Origin of the sequence: Klebsiella sp. CN_Kp066, assembly GCF_040065135.1 — a bacterium.
In the GTDB taxonomy this organism is placed as follows: Bacteria; Pseudomonadota; Gammaproteobacteria; order Enterobacterales; family Enterobacteriaceae; genus Klebsiella; species Klebsiella oxytoca.
On record NZ_JBEAIU010000050.1, the window covers coordinates 1 to 15,504 of the forward strand.

The following is a 15,504-nucleotide window of genomic DNA, read 5'->3' on the forward strand; positions in this document are numbered from 1 at the left end:
TTTTTCAGGATTTTTTCTCTTCAACCAACCGGCTGTTTGTGTGAAGTGATTCACACCTGCCGTGTCGATGGAGGCGCATTATAGGGAGTTCCCGGGCATCCGCAATAGTTAAATTGCAGAAAAATGACTGACTGCTGCATTCCCCAGCAAAACCCCGCTTTATACCCTGTTACGCACAGAATTATCCACAGATGTCGGGCGATACCCCAAAACAAAAGCCACGCCACCTCTCTATATAAGCCGTCGTTCAGGTCCAAAAAGAGAAAGATAAAAATTCGCGAGCGTTGCGCAAACGTTTTCGTTACAATGCCGCGCTATAACAAGGATGCCCGGTTGGGTGCGTTAGGTGAGTTTTTAGGCAAAAACTCACCTAACGCTCTCTGTAATATTCAAATCCTGGGGATTTAATACCATGCAACAACGTCGTCCAGTCCGCCGCGCCCTGCTCAGTGTTTCTGACAAGGCCGGTATCGTCGAATTCGCGCAGGCGCTTTCCGCTCGTGGTGTCGAGCTACTGTCTACGGGTGGTACCGCACGCCTGCTGGCTGAGAAAGGTCTGCCGGTTACCGAAGTCTCTGACTACACCGGTTTCCCGGAAATGATGGACGGACGCGTGAAGACTCTGCATCCGAAAGTTCACGGCGGCATTCTCGGCCGCCGCGGCCAGGATGACGGCATTATGGAACAACACGGTATCGCGCCTATTGATATGGTGGTTGTTAACCTGTATCCGTTTGCTCAAACCGTTGCCCGCGAGGGTTGCTCGCTGGAAGATGCGGTAGAAAACATTGATATCGGCGGCCCAACCATGGTTCGCTCGGCGGCGAAGAACCATAAAGACGTCGCCATCGTGGTGAAGAGCAGCGACTACGATGCCATTATTAAAGAGATGGATGCGAACGAAGGCTCCCTGACCCTCGACACCCGCTTCGACCTCGCCATTAAAGCATTCGAACATACCGCCGCCTACGACAGCATGATTGCCAACTACTTCGGCAGCATGGTTCCGGCCTATCACGGCGAGAGCAAAGAAGCCGCTGGCCGCTTCCCGCGCACCCTGAACCTGAACTTCATTAAGAAGCAGGATATGCGTTACGGTGAAAACAGCCACCAGCAGGCTGCCTTCTATATAGAAGAAGAAATCAAAGAAGCCTCTGTCGCCACGGCACAGCAGGTCCAGGGTAAAGCCCTCTCCTATAACAACATTGCCGACACCGATGCCGCGCTGGAATGCGTCAAAGAATTCAGCGAGCCGGCCTGCGTTATTGTGAAGCATGCCAACCCATGTGGCGTAGCGGTAAGCACCTCTATTCTGGATGCCTACGACCGCGCATACAAAACTGACCCGACCTCTGCCTTCGGCGGCATTATCGCGTTTAACCGCGAACTGGATGCCGAAACCGCGCAGGCCATCATCTCCCGCCAGTTCGTTGAAGTGATCATCGCACCGTCTGCGACGGAAGAAGCCCTGAAGATCACTGCCGCGAAACAGAACGTCCGCGTTCTGACCTGCGGTCAGTGGACGCAGCGCGTGCCGGGTCTGGACTTCAAACGCGTTAATGGTGGCCTGCTGGTTCAGGACCGCGATCTGGGTATGGTCACAGAAGGCGAACTGCGCGTGGTTTCCAAACGCCAGCCGACCGAGCAGGAGCTGCGCGATGCGCTGTTCTGCTGGATCGTTGCGAAATTCGTTAAATCTAACGCCATTGTTTATGCCAAAGAGAACATGACCATCGGAATAGGCGCAGGTCAGATGAGCCGCGTTTACTCTGCCAAAATCGCCGGGATTAAAGCAGGCGATGAGGGACTGGAGGTGAAAGGTTCGGCAATGGCCTCCGACGCCTTCTTCCCGTTCCGCGACGGTATTGATGCCGCCGCTGCCGTTGGCGTGAGCTGCGTCATTCAGCCCGGCGGTTCTATTCGCGACGAAGAGGTGATTGCCGCCGCCGATGAGCACGGCATCGCGATGATCTTCACCGATATGCGCCACTTCCGCCATTAATTCACGGAGCAGACGATGAAAGTATTAGTTATTGGCAACGGCGGCCGCGAGCACGCCCTGGCCTGGAAAGCGGCGCAGTCGCCAAAAGTCGATACCGTTTTTGTCGCCCCGGGTAACGCGGGCACCGCCCTGGAACCAGCGTTGCAGAATGTGGCTATCGGCGTCACCGATATTCCGGCGCTGCTGAGCTTTGCTCAAAGCGAGAAAATTGATCTGACCATCGTTGGCCCGGAAGCGCCACTGGTGATTGGCGTTGTGGATGCGTTCCGCGCCGCGGGGCTGAAAATCTTCGGCCCAACGGAAGGCGCGGCGCAGCTGGAAGGCTCTAAAGCCTTCACCAAAGATTTTCTTGCCCGCCATAACATTCCGACAGCGGAATACCAGAACTTCACCGAAGTCGAGCCCGCGCTGGCATACCTGCGTGAGAAAGGCGCGCCCATCGTTATCAAGGCCGACGGCCTGGCCGCCGGCAAGGGCGTGATTGTCGCCATGACGCTGGAAGAAGCGGAAGCCGCCGTTCAAGACATGCTGGCAGGTAACGCCTTTGGCGACGCCGGGCACCGCATCGTCATTGAAGAGTTCCTCGACGGCGAAGAGGCGAGCTTTATCGTGATGGTCGACGGCGAGCACGTCCTGCCGATGGCCACCAGCCAGGATCATAAACGCGTGGGCAATGGCGATACCGGCCCGAACACGGGCGGTATGGGCGCTTACTCTCCGGCACCGGTGGTCACCGATGAGGTTCACCAGCGCACCATGGAACGCATTATCTGGCCAACCGTAAAAGGTATGGCAGCGGAGGGTAATACCTACACCGGTTTCCTCTATGCGGGCCTGATGATCGACAAACAGGGCAACCCGAAAGTAATCGAGTTCAACTGTCGCTTTGGCGATCCGGAAACCCAGCCGATCATGCTACGCATGAAATCGGATCTGGTGGATCTGTGCCTCGCCGCCTGCGACGGTAAGCTGAATGAGAAAACCTCCGAGTGGGACGAGCGCGCCTCGCTGGGCGTCGTGATCGCCGCCGGTGGTTATCCGGGCAACTACAGCACCGGCGATGAGATCCACGGCCTGCCGCTGGAAGAAACGGCAGAAGGCAAGGTCTTCCACGCCGGCACCAGACTCGCTGATGACGATCGCGTGCTGACCAGCGGCGGCCGGGTACTCTGCGCCACCGCGCTGGGTCGCACCGTTGCTGAAGCGCAAAAGCGCGCTTACGCCCTGATGAGCGATATCAGCTGGGACGGCAGCTTTAGCCGTAACGACATCGGCTGGCGCGCTATCGAACGTGAGCAAAACCGCTAACGGCTGAGCTTTGCCAGCAGCGTTTTGCGCGTAATGCCCAACTGACGGGCGGCTTCAGTTTTGTTGCCGCCCGTTTTTTCGAGCGCCGCGAGGATCGCTTCTTTCTCTACCTCCACCAGCGGCTGAATAACATCATCACCGTGCAACACGTCCGCAACTGGCGTACCGGCAATTGCCAGCGGCAGTTCGCGTTCGGAGATGTACTCTCCGGTCAGCAGGACCACCGCCCGCTCCACCGCATTTTCCAGCTCGCGAATATTACCCGGCCAGGCGTAGTGGATGAGCGAGTCCATCGCCTGTGGCGTAAATCCCTGTACTGCTTTACGGTTACGCTCGGCATAGCGTTGCAGGAAATAGCGCGCCAGTTGGGGGATATCCTCCCTGCGATGACGCAGCGGCGGCATATCGATAGTCACGACGTTCAGGCGGTAGTAGAGATCCTGGCGAAAACGCCCGGCGCTGACCTCTTCGGCTAAATCCCGGTGGGTGGCGGCAATTAGCCGTACATCGACCGAAAGGGTCTGATTGCTGCCCACGCGCTGCACTTCACGCTCCTGAATCGCCCGCAGCAGACGCACCTGCATCAACGGCGAAATATCGCCAATTTCATCGAGGAAAAGCGTACCGCCGTCCGCTTCAACGAAGCGCCCCTCTCGCCGTTTGTCCGCGCCGGTAAAGGCGCCTTTCTCGTGACCAAACAGCTCCGACTCCAGCAACGACTCGTTGAGCGCAGCACAGTTGAGGATCACCAGCGGCCGGCGGCTGCGAGCGCTGCTGGCGTGCAGCGCTCGCGCGACCAGCTCTTTCCCTGTGCCCGACTCGCCGTGAATTAATACCGTCGCATCGGAGGGCGCAACCAGGGCGATATTGTTCAGCAGCGCCCGCATCGCCGGGCTATCCCCCACCATGCCAAACTGGGCGGCCGGGGTCCCGGCAACGGGAGACTCGCTCTGCCGGGTGTGAGCCAACGCCTCGGATAGCGTAAGCTGCAGCTTGTCAAAGTCCAGCGGCTTAATCAGGTAGTCCAGCGCACCGGATTTCAGCGCTTCCACAGCGGTGTCGACGCTGGAGTACGCTGTCATAATCAGAACGGGAATCGACGGATTCAAGGTTTTGATCTCTTTCAGCGTTTCGATGCCATCCATCTCCGCCATGCGGATGTCGCATAGCACCAGATCAAACACCTGCTCGCGCACCTGTTCCAGCGCCTGTACGCCGTTGTAAGCCAGCGCAACCCGATAACCCCAGCCCCGCAACAACGCCTGTAAGATAGTGCAGTGGCTGATGTCATCGTCCACCACCAGAATATCGACCTGCTCGCCACTCATCCTTGTTCATCCTTCTGTTGCCCATTAACCGGCAAATAGAGCGTAAATAGCGCGCCCTTGCCGGAAGTGCTCTCGGCGTCAATTGTTCCGCCGTGCTGCTCAACGATGTTCTGTACCACCGCCAGCCCCAGCCCGGTGCCGTCGGCCTTGGTAGTGAAGTACGGTGTAAAAATGGCCTGTAGCTGTTCCGCCGTCATCCCTTTGCCGCTGTCCGCAACGCTCACCTTTACTCGCCCATCGCCGCACTCTCTCACCGCCACCGTAATCACGCCATCGCGGCCAATGGCATGGATAGCATTGAGATAAAGGTTGAGCAGCACCTGTTTTAAACGATCCGGATCGGCCTGGATGCGGCATAGCGCGGGCTGCGCGATAAACTTCAGAGATATCGCCCGGCTGGCGGCATCCTGGCTAACCAGTTGAAGCGAATGCGTAATGACTTCATTCAAATCAACCGATTGATATTTTAAATGCGCCGGACGCACCAGTTCCAGCAGCTCGCTGACGACCCTGTTCAGGCGATCGGCTTCCCTGGCCATCACCAGGGCCAACTGATGCGCTTCGCCATCTGCTGGGGTCCGCTCGGCGAAATACCTGGCCAGCCCTTTTATGGATGATAGCGGGTTGCGGACTTCATGGGCGACGCCCGCGGCCAGATGACCGAGCGCCAGCAGCTTTTCTTTTCGCGCCGTCGCCTCCTGCAGCTGCTTGCGCGAACGCTGATAGCGGCGAAACCAGAACTGCGCCAGCACCGTTGCCATCATGACTACGCCTGCCGCGCAGAGCATGATGACCATATTGCGCAGGCCACGAGCATGGTCGGCATCCAGCTCGCGGGTATCAAAGGCAATAAAAATGACCTGGGGCGCCTGATTACGGAGATCGGCAGATTCACGACGCATCATCATGCGCATATGATGCCCACCGCTGTTAAGCGGGCGAAACTGGCGATAAATCTCCAGCGCCGGCTGCGGTTGTTCGAGGCGGCGCCAGCGCTCCTCGCTACCGATATTCAGCTCTCGCAGGGTGCTGGCGGGGTAGAGCGACTCACCGACCCGCCGCGGGTCGCTATGGGCGATAATTTTACCGTTCTCATCTGTCACCGCGAACCACAGCACGCCGGGCTGCCAGGCCATCTCCTCCAGTAGCGCCTGCAGCTGGGAATGATGCATACGCATTCCCATTCCGACCCGGGTTCCGGACTCAAGAGCGCGGATCAGCACGCTGCCTTTTTCCTGGATAGTCTGGCGTGCGGCTTCATTTTCACGGCCATAGTCACGCACGATTAACGCAGAAAACAGGCACACCAGCAGCAAGATAAGGCCGGTTAACAACCAGCTCAGCCCAACGGCGACGGAATCCTTAGACAACCGCATCACGTTCATGACAACTCCCTTTCCTCAGACACCGCATAGCCCAGCAGAAATCATGCCACTATTCCGCCACCTCTAACCTCTCCCTGAGCGCAAACCGGGAAGGCGATCGAGTAAAAATGACCCGCTGCCCCCTTTACCGCGAGTCATTTTTACTCGCTCTCGTCCGCTGAAAAGCATTCAACGCCCGATATCCTGCGGCCTTTCCACTCTGGCACGGAAGATGCAAATCACTGAGTAACCATAAGGCAGGAGAATAAACTATGAAACGGAACAAAAAAATGACGCTGACGCTGATTGCCCTCGCCGCGCTGACTTTCGGCAGTAGCTCAGCCTGGGCAAGGCACCACTGGTATAACGGTACCGGTATGGGCCCCCAGGGCTATAGTCAACTGACGACCGACCAGCAGGCCACTGCCCAGAAGCTGCATAATGATTTCTATGAGCAAACCCGCGTTTTACGTCAGCAGCTCATTTCAAAACGCTATGAATACAACGCGCTGTTAACCACCGATAAACCTGACAGCGCGAAAATCGAATCCGTCGCCCAGGAGATGGACGCTCTCGGTCAGAAGCTTGCCCAGCAGCGGGTGAAGTTCGATCTCGCATTAGCGCAGGCGGGTATTCCTCGCGGTGAGGGGATGGGACGTGGAGGCTGCGGCGGTGGCCGCGGTCATATGGGAATGAACCACTGGTAAGGTTCAGAAGCTTTTTTCGGTCGGCTGCCAGGTACAGAAGTCTTCGTTTGCCACCAGCAGCAGCTGAGAGCCTTCCGGCGCTTCCAGCCACGCCACGCTCACCTCGACGGATGAGTGGTTCTGACGACGCTCAATATGCGCCAGCGCCAGCGTATCGAGGTCAGGCTTCACGGTCTGACCTTCGCAGGTGGTTACCGTCCTGTCAGCATGCCACCGCCCCTGGCGCAGCATGACGCGTCCCTGACGCAGTGCATCGCTGGTCTGGCGTATTTGCTCTGCCCGATAGCGGTATAGCGCAACCTGATCGCTGGAAAGCTGCTGCTTCTGCCCATCGATTTCACGCTGCATAAAGCTGAGTTCGCCTTGCGCATCAAACCGGGCGCGAATATGTTCCGGCGGTTTGCCGTAGACGTTGAGCTCGATCAGCGCGAGCTGACCATCCTGCCAGCGATACTCGCTGGTCGAGGTATTACCATGACGCCATGGACTGAAGGCGGCAAGGAGATGGACCTCGCCGTCGGAATCTTTGCGCCAGATACGCATCGCCCCCTGGTTTTCCGCGTAACCGCTGGCGGTAAACGGCGGGAGAGAGGAATCATGGCTGCAGGCAGTGAGCAGCAATACGCCCGCCAGCGCCAGCGTGCGGCGCCAGATAGACAAAAGGGGCCGACAAGCCCCTTCGATAAAACTGTACACTGCCACGCGGTCTTACTTAACTGCGTCTTTCAGAGCTTTACCTGAAACAAATGCCGGTACGTTTGCTGCGGCGATTTTGATTTCATTACCGGTCTGCGGGTTGCGGCCAGTACGCTCAGCGCGGTGGTTCACTTTGAAGGTACCGAAACCAACCAGTTGAACAGCATCACCTTCTTTCAGAGACTCGGTAATTGCAGCCAGGGTAGATTCCAGGGCAGCTTTCGCCTGTGCTTTGGACAGGTCAGCTTTGTCCGCAATTACATCAATCAGTTGAGTCTTGTTCATAAGTTATCCTTACAATGTGTTTATCGCTTGCTAAGCATCGAGTGCGACGGAAATGCCTGAAAAGCACTCTCCTGCATACACGCACCGATAGCCACGTTTTTTCGCCCCCCAAATGTAGACCAGACGGGGGGCGGAATGGAAGCCTTCAGACGCTACAATTCAGGCGGTAAATCACGTTTTCTGGTCTCATTGCTGAAAATTTATACCAATATTGCTCTCACCGGCCTCGCGAAGGTCTGCACGTAGCCCTTTGATCAGTTCAGTATCGCGTTCTTCGCAGTCGGCCAGAAGACGAAAAATCTCCCACTGAATATCCCATTCTTGTTCGACAGCCGGGTTTTCTTTGAGCTCTTCGTCGGTCATTTCGCGACCAGCCTGGGTCATTTCCAGCATCGCAACGGTGGTGATCGAACTCTTGCTGACTTCGATGGCGTGTTCGAGCGTTTCGCCGCTTAGCCGCGAATGTAGCAGTTCACTCAATGCGACGCAGGCATCGATGGCCGGATAGACGCCGTACAGGTCGTAATCATCAGCGGCCGGAATCGCCTCTTCCAGCTTTTCCAGCTGGCTGTCGAAATTCACCTTCGCATCTTTTACCGTCAGCGTTTCCCAGATCAGATCGAGGATACGGCGATAAAGCTGGCCATCGGCAAATTCCGTTTGCTGACAGAACATAGCGTAGTTGGGGTACATCCGCTCGCACAGGCAGGCCATAAAAGTCACGTGCTGCCAGCTTTCCAGCTTCTCCAGACGCAGGTGAATCGGGTTTTGTAACATGATGAAATCTCGAAGTCAGAAATTAGCCGCAGTGTACCTGAATCAGTCGCGATTTGCTTGCCAACGCACAAACGCCGGACGCCGGGACGCCACCGCATCGGCCCAGCGCGTTGGCTCAGGCAGGCGATAGCCTTTCAGGCAGCGCTCCACCCACATCAGCGCGCTATCCAGGCCAACGCGGTGCCCGGTACTCACAAACAGCGGATTGCAGCGCGTTTTGCTGCGCAAGACCCACGCCAGCTGTTCGCCTTTATCTAACAACGGCGCCAGCGCGCCGGGTTCATCGCCCAACGGCCCGAACTTACCGCACAGCCGTTTTTTCGCCACGCCGATAGTCGGTACATCCACCAGCAGGCCAAAATGGCTGGCGACGCCGAGGCGGCGCGGGTGGGAAATACCGTGGCCATCAACGAATAACAGATTCGGCTTTTGCGAAAGTAGCTCCCATGCCGCCAGCAGCGCAGGGGTTTCGCGAAAGGAGAGGAAGCCGGGAATGTAAGGCATCGTGGTCGCGACGCGCGCGACCTGATACTCCACCAGCTCCAGGGACGGATAGCTTAGCAGTACCATCGCCGCCCGGGTGACCTCCCCCTCTTGCTCAAAACCGACATCCGCTCCGCCGATCAGCGTCGGCGGATCCTGTTCCAACCGATCGCCTCGTTCAACCGATGCCGCCAGGCTGAGCTGCTGTGTGCGTAGCGATGACAAATCCATATTCACTCCTTAACGGTGGTATTGCGCCGACAACCGGTGCACTGCCTCCACAAATACGCCCGCATGTTCCGGGTTAACATCCTGATGAATTCCGTGCCCGAGGTTAAAGACATGGCCTTCACCCTGGCCAAACCCGGCGAGAATAGTCGCCACCTCTTCTTCAATACGCGCAGGAGGGGCATACAGCATCGAGGGATCCATATTGCCCTGCAGGGCGACTTTATGGCCGACGCGACGACGCGCATCGGCGATATCGGTGGTCCAGTCGAGTCCCAGCGCATCGCAGCCTGTTTCCGCCATCGCTTCCAGCCACTGCCCGCCGCCTTTGGTAAATAGCGTCACCGGCACGCGACGGCCATCGTTTTCACGCAGCAGCCCATCAACGATTTTATGCATGTAATAGAGCGAGAACTGCTGGTAGTCGCGGCCGGTCAGCACTCCGCCCCAGGTATCAAAAATCATCACCGACTGCGCGCCCGCTTTGATTTGCGCATTCAGATACAGCGTGACGCTTTTCGCCAGCTTATCGAGCAGCGCATGCAGGGCCTGCGGCTCGGCGTACATCATCTTTTTAATTACCGTAAACGCTTTGCTGCTGCCGCCTTCCACCATATAGGTTGCCAGCGTCCACGGGCTGCCGGAAAAGCCGATCAGCGGCACTTCTCCCTTCAGCTCACGGCGAATCGTGCGCACGGCATTCATCACGTAGCCAAGCTCACCTTCCGGGTCAGGAACGGGTAATTTATCGACATCGGCTTTGCAGGTAATGGGCGAGGTAAAGCGCGGGCCCTCCCCGGCTTCAAAATAGAGCCCCAGCCCCATCGCATCCGGGATGGTGAGAATGTCCGAGAAGAGGATAGCCGCATCCAGCTTATAGCGGCGCAGCGGCTGCAGCGTCACTTCACAGGCCAGCTCTGCGTTTTTACACAGCGACATAAAATCGCCCGCTTCGGCGCGGGTGGCCTTATATTCCGGTAAATAGCGGCCCGCCTGACGCATCATCCACACCGGGGTGACATCAACCGGCTGGCGTAGCAGCGCGCGCAGGTAACGATCGTTCTTCAGTTCGGTCATTTTTACATTCCTTTAGCGTTGATGCGCCAAGTTTATACACAAAATCATTCAAAGTGGACCAAGGCGGCAATTGAATGAACCCCAGGAGCTTACTCAAGTAAGTGACTGGGGCAAGTGAAAGCAGCCAACAAAGAGGCAGTTTGAAGGATAAAGTGTATGTAACATGTCACTCATACTCTGCCCGACACATCGCCACGGTATCTTCAATCAGACGGCGCGCCACGGTGCCCGGCGGCGGCAAAAGCGGCAGATTGTCATAGCGATACCATCCCGCCTCCAGCAGCTCTTTCTTGTCGATGACAATCTCGCCGCTATCGTACTCGGCCATAAACGCGGTCATCAGCGATTGCGGGAACGGCCAGGGCTGGGAGGTTACATAGCGCAGGTTTTTCACCTTGATACCGCTCTCCTCCATCACTTCGCGGGCAACGGTTTGCTCCAGGGTTTCGCCGACTTCGACAAATCCGGCCAGCACCGTATGCACGCCGTTGCGATGGCGAGTATGCTGCGCCAGCAGGATAGAATCATCCCGACGGATGGCGACGATAATGCACGGGGCGATTTGCGGGTAGTAGCGTTCGCGGCAGTGGCTGCATAGCATTGCCCACTCGGTTTTGCTGGGGTGCATGGGATGGCCGCAGTAGCCGCAGAATTTATGCGAGCGGTAGAACTCCGCCAGCTGGATCCCGCGTCCCGCCAGTTGAAAAAGGCCAGCATCCTGATCGAGCACCTGACGCAGCGATCCCATCTCATGGCGACGATCCTGGCGCACCAGCCACACCGGTTCGCCCTGCCATTCGCCTATTCGCAGCGCGGTTTGCCCGGCAAGATGAAAATTTACCGCTTCGCCATATGGTAATTCCCCATCGGGTAACCATAATTTCTGTTCGTGGCTGACAATCCACCAGCCGCGATCTAATTTTTCAATAATACGATCCATATCTATTGCACTACCTTCATTTTACTGGCACTTTTAACATTAAATTTACATTTTGGTGAGCAACGTATTTCTCTTAAAACCTTGCGGAGTCAACCATGTTAAACCAGCTGGAAAACCTGACGGAACGTGTTGGAGGCAGCAATAAACTGGTCGATCGCTGGCTACAAGTACGTAAGCATTTGCTTGTGGCTTACTACAACCTGGTTGGCCTGAAGCCTGGCAAAGAATCATTTATGCGGCTTAATGAGAAAGCGCTGGATGATTTTTGCCAAAGCCTGGTGGACTACCTCTCCTCCGGCCATTTTAATATTTATGAACGCTTTATCGGCGAATTGGAAGGCGATACGCCACTTTTAGCCGCCACTAAGATTTATCCACAGCTGCAGGCTAATACCCAGCAGATCATGGACTATTACGATTCCTGCCTCGAAAACGCTATCGATCACGATAACTATCTTGAGTTCCAGCAGGCGCTATCGGACATCGGTGAAGCGCTGGAAGCCCGTTTTGCGCTGGAAGATTCGCTGATTGCCCTCGCCGTAGCCCACAGTCGAAAAGACAACGTTAGCGACAATATCGCGCCGACCGCTTGAGTTGTGAGCCATTAACGCGTAGTTTACATACATTCCCCCTCACGGAGAGGGGATGTCATCTTGTCGGAGTGCCCATTTTCCCCACTGGAAAAGGCTGAGACCGTTAATTCGGGATCCGCGGAACCTGATCAGGCTAATACCTGCGAAGGGAACAAGAGTAAACTGCGTTTAGCATCTGCCTCTTCATGGCCGATCGCATCTGTTACTCCATCCGTCGTCTGGCAAGCCATATCCTGTTTAACTGGAATGAGCTATGTCTACAACATCACTTACGCGTCGAGAGCAACGCGAACACGCCCAGCGCTTTATCGACACCCTGGAAGGCACCGCATTTCCCAATTCGCAGCGCATCTATATCCGCGGTTCGCAGGAAGATATTCGCGTGCCGATGCGCGAAATTCAGCTGAGCCCGACGCTTATCGGCGGCAGCAAAGACCATCCTCAGTATGAAGCAAACGAAGCCATCCCGGTCTACGATACATCCGGCGCCTATGGCGATCCGCACATCGCGATAAACGTTCAGCAGGGTCTGGCGAAACTGCGTCAGCCGTGGATTGATGCGCGTCGCGACTGCGAAACGCTTAGCGATCGCAGTTCAGCCTATACCAGAGAGCGGCTGGCGGATGATGGTCTTAACGCGCTGCGCTTTTCCGGTCTGCTTACGCCCAGGCGCGCCATAGTCGGGAAATGCGTGACGCAGCTGCACTATGCCCGTCAGGGGATTGTCACTCCTGAGATGGAATTCATCGCCATTCGCGAAAATATGGGTCGCGAACGCATTCGTGGTGAAGTGCTGCGCCAGCAGCATCCGGGCGTCGGGTTTGGCGCGCGGCTGCCGGAGAATATCACCCCGGAATTTGTGCGCGCTGAAGTTGCCGCCGGGCGCGCGATTATCCCGGCCAATATAAATCATCCGGAATCCGAGCCGATGATCATCGGCCGCAACTTCCTCGTGAAGGTTAACGCCAATATTGGTAACTCAGCGGTCACCTCGTCGATAGAAGAAGAGGTCGAGAAGCTGGTGTGGGCGACGCGCTGGGGAGCGGATACGGTTATGGACCTTTCCACCGGCCGCTATATTCATGAGACCCGCGAGTGGATCCTGCGCAATAGTCCGGTACCGATCGGTACCGTGCCGATCTACCAGGCGTTAGAAAAGGTAAACGGGATCGCCGAAGATCTTACCTGGGAAGCCTTCCGCGACACGCTGCTCGAACAGGCGGAACAAGGGGTGGACTACTTCACTATCCATGCGGGCGTGCTGCTGCGCTACGTGCCGATGACCGCCAGACGCCTGACAGGCATCGTCTCCCGCGGCGGCTCAATCATGGCGAAATGGTGCTTATCCCATCACAAAGAGAACTTTCTCTACCAACATTTTCGTGAAATCTGCGAAATCTGCGCCGCCTATGACGTTTCGCTGTCGCTGGGCGATGGCCTGCGCCCGGGCTCGATTCAGGATGCCAACGACGAAGCGCAGTTTGCCGAGCTGCACACGCTGGGAGAGCTAACCCAAATTGCGTGGGAGTATGACGTACAGGTGATGATCGAAGGCCCGGGCCATGTGCCGATGCAGATGATTCAGCGCAATATGACTGAAGAGCTGGAGCACTGTCACGAAGCGCCTTTCTATACCTTAGGGCCGCTAACCACCGATATTGCGCCTGGTTATGATCATTTCACCTCCGGGATTGGCGCAGCCATGATCGGCTGGTTCGGCTGCGCGATGCTCTGCTACGTGACGCCGAAAGAGCATCTCGGCCTGCCGAATAAAGAGGACGTTAAGCAGGGCCTGATTACCTACAAAATAGCCGCCCACGCCGCAGACCTCGCTAAAGGCCATCCCGGCGCGCAAATCCGCGATAACGCCATGTCGAAAGCGCGCTTCGAGTTCCGCTGGGAAGACCAGTTTAATCTGGCGCTCGACCCGTTCACCGCGCGCGCTTACCACGACGAAACCCTGCCGCAGGAGTCAGGCAAAGTGGCCCACTTCTGCTCCATGTGCGGCCCCAAATTTTGCTCAATGAAGATAAGCCAGGAAGTTCGCGACTACGCCGCCGCGCAGACCATCGAAGTGGGGATGGCCGATATGTCGGAAAACTTCCGCGCCCGCGGCAGTGAAATCTATCTACGTAAGGAGGAAGCCTGATGTATCAACCCGATTTTCCATCCGTCCCATTCCGTTTAGGCCTCTATCCGGTCGTCGATAGCGTCGCGTGGATCGAACGCTTACTGGCTGCGGGCGTTCGCACTCTCCAGCTGCGCATCAAGGATAAGCGCGATAGTGATGTCGAAGACGATGTCGTTGCCGCTATCACGCTGGGACGCAAATACCATGCGCGGCTGTTTATTAACGATTACTGGCGCCTGGCCATTAAACATCAGGCTTATGGCGTGCATTTAGGCCAGGAGGATCTGGAAACCACCGACCTCAGCGCCATCCGCAACGCCGGACTGCGCCTTGGCGTTTCCACCCATGACGATATGGAAATGGATATCGCGCTGGCGGCGCGTCCCTCTTACATCGCGCTTGGTCACGTTTTTCCGACACAAACCAAGCAGATGCCTTCCTCCCCTCAGGGGCTGGATCAGCTGGCGCAGCATATTCAGCGACTGGAGGATTATCCAACCGTGGCGATTGGCGGCATCAGCCTTGAGCGCGCTCCGGCAGTACTGGCCACCGGCGTCGGCAGCATTGCGGTAGTCAGCGCCATCACCCAGGCGACCGACTGGCGGCAGGCAACGGCACGGTTGCTTGAGATAGCGGGAGCCGGTGATGAATGACAGCGATTTTATGCGCTATAGCCGCCAGCTGCTGCTGGAGGATATCGCCATTGAAGGCCAGCAAAAGCTGCTGGCCAGCCGGGTGTTGATCGTGGGTCTCGGCGGGCTGGGTTCCCCCGCCGCGCTCTATCTTGCCGGAGCCGGCGTCGGCACGCTGGCGCTGGCCGATGACGACGACGTTCACGTCAGCAACCTGCAGCGACAAATTTTGTTCACCAGCGATGATATCGCTCAGCCTAAAACCACGGCCGCCAGGGCCCGGCTGGCTCGGCTAAATCCGCAGATTGAACTGATTGCGCTGAAGCAGCGGTTAGGCGGAAAGGCCCTGCAGGAGGAAGTGGCGAAGGCCGATGTGGTACTGGATTGCACCGATAACATGGCGACCCGACAGGCGATCAACGCCGCCTGCGTCGCGCTTAAAACGCCGTTGATTACTGCCAGCGCTGTCGGACTCGGAGGCCAGCTGATGGTACTGACGCCGCCGTGGGAGCAGGGCTGTTATCGCTGCCTGTGGCCGGATGCTAACGAACCCGAACGCAACTGCCGCACGGCGGGCATCATTGGCCCGGTCGTCGGCATGATGGGAACCCTACAGGCGCTGGAGGCCATCAAACTGCTCAGCGGCATGGCGGCGCCGCGTAACGCGCTGCGCCTGTTTGATGCGCGCACCAGCAGCTGGCGTACGCTGACATTACAGCGATCTCTGGGCTGTCCGGTCTGTGGAGGGCAGCATGCAGGTGTGGTTTAACGATGAACCGTTGCAGTGTGCCGAAGCGACCTCCGTCGCCGCCCTGCTCGCTCAACTGGAACAGCAGTTGCCGGGCGTCGCGCTGGCGCTCAATCAACACATCCTGCCGCGCGAACGGTGGGAAGATCATCTTTTGCAGGAAGGCGACCAAATCCTGCTTTTTCAGGTTATCGCTGGAGGCTGA

General features: G+C 57.1%; 16 protein-coding genes and 1 riboswitch. Of the genes, 8 read left to right on the top strand and 8 right to left on the bottom strand.

What is annotated here, in order from left to right; genetic code table 11:
* Nucleotides 1-412 precede the first annotated feature (412 nt).
* Both purH and purD read left to right on the top strand, forming a co-directional pair.
* On the top strand, nucleotides 413-2,002 hold the full coding sequence (gene purH, locus ABLV75_RS19475; protein WP_004109672.1) for a bifunctional phosphoribosylaminoimidazolecarboxamide formyltransferase/IMP cyclohydrolase: 1,590 nt from the start codon (nucleotides 413-415) through the stop codon (nucleotides 2,000-2,002).
* 15 nt (nucleotides 2,003-2,017) lie between these two features.
* Entirely contained in the window at nucleotides 2,018-3,310 is a 1,293-nt protein-coding gene (purD, locus tag ABLV75_RS19480; protein ID WP_004109675.1) for a phosphoribosylamine--glycine ligase, read from the top strand.
* On the opposite strand, the gene zraR is transcribed toward purD, so the two are convergent.
* Nucleotides 3,307-4,638 (bottom strand): sigma-54-dependent response regulator transcription factor ZraR, encoded by a 1,332-nt coding sequence (zraR, locus tag ABLV75_RS19485; protein ID WP_004109678.1) that lies wholly within the window; start codon nucleotides 4,636-4,638, stop codon nucleotides 3,307-3,309. The two genes, purD and zraR, sit on opposite strands and share 4 nt — an antisense overlap.
* On the bottom strand, nucleotides 4,635-6,023 hold the full coding sequence (zraS, locus tag ABLV75_RS19490; protein ID WP_004109681.1) for a two-component system sensor histidine kinase ZraS: 1,389 nt from the start codon (nucleotides 6,021-6,023) through the stop codon (nucleotides 4,635-4,637). Before zraS ends, zraR begins: the two co-directional genes overlap by 4 nt.
* Before the next feature lie 251 nt (nucleotides 6,024-6,274).
* Here zraS and zraP point away from each other — a divergent pair, with 251 nt between their 5' ends.
* Nucleotides 6,275-6,709: a zinc resistance sensor/chaperone ZraP gene (gene zraP / locus ABLV75_RS19495; protein WP_004109688.1), complete on the top strand. Its 435-nt coding sequence runs from the start codon at nucleotides 6,275-6,277 to the stop codon at nucleotides 6,707-6,709.
* A 3-nt stretch (nucleotides 6,710-6,712) separates the two neighbouring features.
* Here the strand turns inward: zraP and ABLV75_RS19500 are convergent, their stop codons facing one another.
* The 6 genes from ABLV75_RS19500 to nudC all read right to left on the bottom strand — a co-directional run bounded on the left by ABLV75_RS19500 (nucleotide 6,713) and on the right by nudC (nucleotide 11,195).
* Nucleotides 6,713-7,405: a DUF1481 domain-containing protein gene (locus ABLV75_RS19500; RefSeq protein WP_004109689.1), complete on the bottom strand. Its 693-nt coding sequence runs from the start codon at nucleotides 7,403-7,405 to the stop codon at nucleotides 6,713-6,715.
* Nucleotides 7,406-7,417: 12 nt separating this feature from the next.
* Nucleotides 7,418-7,690: a nucleoid-associated protein HU-alpha gene (gene hupA, locus ABLV75_RS19505; protein WP_004097675.1), complete on the bottom strand. Its 273-nt coding sequence runs from the start codon at nucleotides 7,688-7,690 to the stop codon at nucleotides 7,418-7,420.
* A gap of 186 nt (nucleotides 7,691-7,876) precedes the next feature.
* Nucleotides 7,877-8,467 (bottom strand): YjaG family protein, encoded by a 591-nt coding sequence (locus tag ABLV75_RS19510; RefSeq protein ID WP_004109690.1) that lies wholly within the window; start codon nucleotides 8,465-8,467, stop codon nucleotides 7,877-7,879.
* 42 nt (nucleotides 8,468-8,509) lie between these two features.
* Entirely contained in the window at nucleotides 8,510-9,181 is a 672-nt protein-coding gene (gene nfi, locus ABLV75_RS19515) for a deoxyribonuclease V (RefSeq protein WP_004109691.1), read from the bottom strand.
* 9 nt (nucleotides 9,182-9,190) lie between these two features.
* Entirely contained in the window at nucleotides 9,191-10,255 is a 1,065-nt protein-coding gene (gene hemE / locus ABLV75_RS19520; RefSeq protein ID WP_004109692.1) for a uroporphyrinogen decarboxylase, read from the bottom strand.
* 166 nt (nucleotides 10,256-10,421) lie between these two features.
* Nucleotides 10,422-11,195: an NAD(+) diphosphatase gene (gene nudC, locus ABLV75_RS19525; RefSeq protein WP_004109693.1), complete on the bottom strand. Its 774-nt coding sequence runs from the start codon at nucleotides 11,193-11,195 to the stop codon at nucleotides 10,422-10,424.
* A gap of 95 nt (nucleotides 11,196-11,290) precedes the next feature.
* Here nudC and ABLV75_RS19530 point away from each other — a divergent pair, with 95 nt between their 5' ends.
* The 5 genes from ABLV75_RS19530 (at nucleotide 11,291) to thiS (ending at nucleotide 15,504) form a co-directional block, all read left to right on the top strand.
* Nucleotides 11,291-11,788: an Rsd/AlgQ family anti-sigma factor gene (locus tag ABLV75_RS19530; protein ID WP_004109697.1), complete on the top strand. Its 498-nt coding sequence runs from the start codon at nucleotides 11,291-11,293 to the stop codon at nucleotides 11,786-11,788.
* A gap of 54 nt (nucleotides 11,789-11,842) precedes the next feature.
* Nucleotides 11,843-11,956, top strand: a riboswitch (TPP riboswitch).
* Between the two features lie 85 nt (nucleotides 11,957-12,041).
* Nucleotides 12,042-13,937: a phosphomethylpyrimidine synthase ThiC gene (gene thiC / locus ABLV75_RS19535; RefSeq protein WP_023320146.1), complete on the top strand. Its 1,896-nt coding sequence runs from the start codon at nucleotides 12,042-12,044 to the stop codon at nucleotides 13,935-13,937.
* Nucleotides 13,937-14,572: a thiamine phosphate synthase gene (gene thiE / locus ABLV75_RS19540; RefSeq protein ID WP_004109703.1), complete on the top strand. Its 636-nt coding sequence runs from the start codon at nucleotides 13,937-13,939 to the stop codon at nucleotides 14,570-14,572. The genes thiC and thiE overlap by 1 nt, the downstream gene beginning before the upstream one ends.
* Complete coding sequence (locus ABLV75_RS19545; RefSeq protein ID WP_004109706.1) at nucleotides 14,565-15,320, top strand: HesA/MoeB/ThiF family protein; 756 nt, start codon at nucleotides 14,565-14,567, stop codon at nucleotides 15,318-15,320. Before thiE ends, ABLV75_RS19545 begins: the two co-directional genes overlap by 8 nt.
* Complete coding sequence (gene thiS / locus ABLV75_RS19550) at nucleotides 15,304-15,504, top strand: sulfur carrier protein ThiS (protein ID WP_004109709.1); 201 nt, start codon at nucleotides 15,304-15,306, stop codon at nucleotides 15,502-15,504. The genes ABLV75_RS19545 and thiS overlap by 17 nt, the downstream gene beginning before the upstream one ends.

Excerpts from the sequence above, each read along its gene's own strand:
- purH (WP_004109672.1), top strand. The coding sequence starts at position 413 with ATGCAACAACGTCGTCCAGTCCGCCGCGCCCTGCTCAGTGTTTCTGAC.
- purD (WP_004109675.1), top strand. The coding sequence starts at position 2,018 with ATGAAAGTATTAGTTATTGGCAACGGCGGCCGCGAGCACGCCCTGGCC.
- zraR (WP_004109678.1), bottom strand. The coding sequence starts at position 4,638 with ATGAGTGGCGAGCAGGTCGATATTCTGGTGGTGGACGATGACATCAGC.
- zraS (WP_004109681.1), bottom strand. The coding sequence starts at position 6,023 with ATGAACGTGATGCGGTTGTCTAAGGATTCCGTCGCCGTTGGGCTGAGC.
- zraP (WP_004109688.1), top strand. The coding sequence starts at position 6,275 with ATGAAACGGAACAAAAAAATGACGCTGACGCTGATTGCCCTCGCCGCG.
- hupA (WP_004097675.1), bottom strand. The coding sequence starts at position 7,690 with ATGAACAAGACTCAACTGATTGATGTAATTGCGGACAAAGCTGACCTG.
- ABLV75_RS19510 (WP_004109690.1), bottom strand. The coding sequence starts at position 8,467 with ATGTTACAAAACCCGATTCACCTGCGTCTGGAGAAGCTGGAAAGCTGG.
- nfi (WP_004109691.1), bottom strand. The coding sequence starts at position 9,181 with ATGGATTTGTCATCGCTACGCACACAGCAGCTCAGCCTGGCGGCATCG.
- hemE (WP_004109692.1), bottom strand. The coding sequence starts at position 10,255 with ATGACCGAACTGAAGAACGATCGTTACCTGCGCGCGCTGCTACGCCAG.
- nudC (WP_004109693.1), bottom strand. The coding sequence starts at position 11,195 with ATGGATCGTATTATTGAAAAATTAGATCGCGGCTGGTGGATTGTCAGC.
- ABLV75_RS19530 (WP_004109697.1), top strand. The coding sequence starts at position 11,291 with ATGTTAAACCAGCTGGAAAACCTGACGGAACGTGTTGGAGGCAGCAAT.
- thiC (WP_023320146.1), top strand. The coding sequence starts at position 12,042 with ATGTCTACAACATCACTTACGCGTCGAGAGCAACGCGAACACGCCCAG.
- thiE (WP_004109703.1), top strand. The coding sequence starts at position 13,937 with ATGTATCAACCCGATTTTCCATCCGTCCCATTCCGTTTAGGCCTCTAT.
- ABLV75_RS19545 (WP_004109706.1), top strand. The coding sequence starts at position 14,565 with ATGAATGACAGCGATTTTATGCGCTATAGCCGCCAGCTGCTGCTGGAG.
- thiS (WP_004109709.1), top strand. The coding sequence starts at position 15,304 with ATGCAGGTGTGGTTTAACGATGAACCGTTGCAGTGTGCCGAAGCGACC.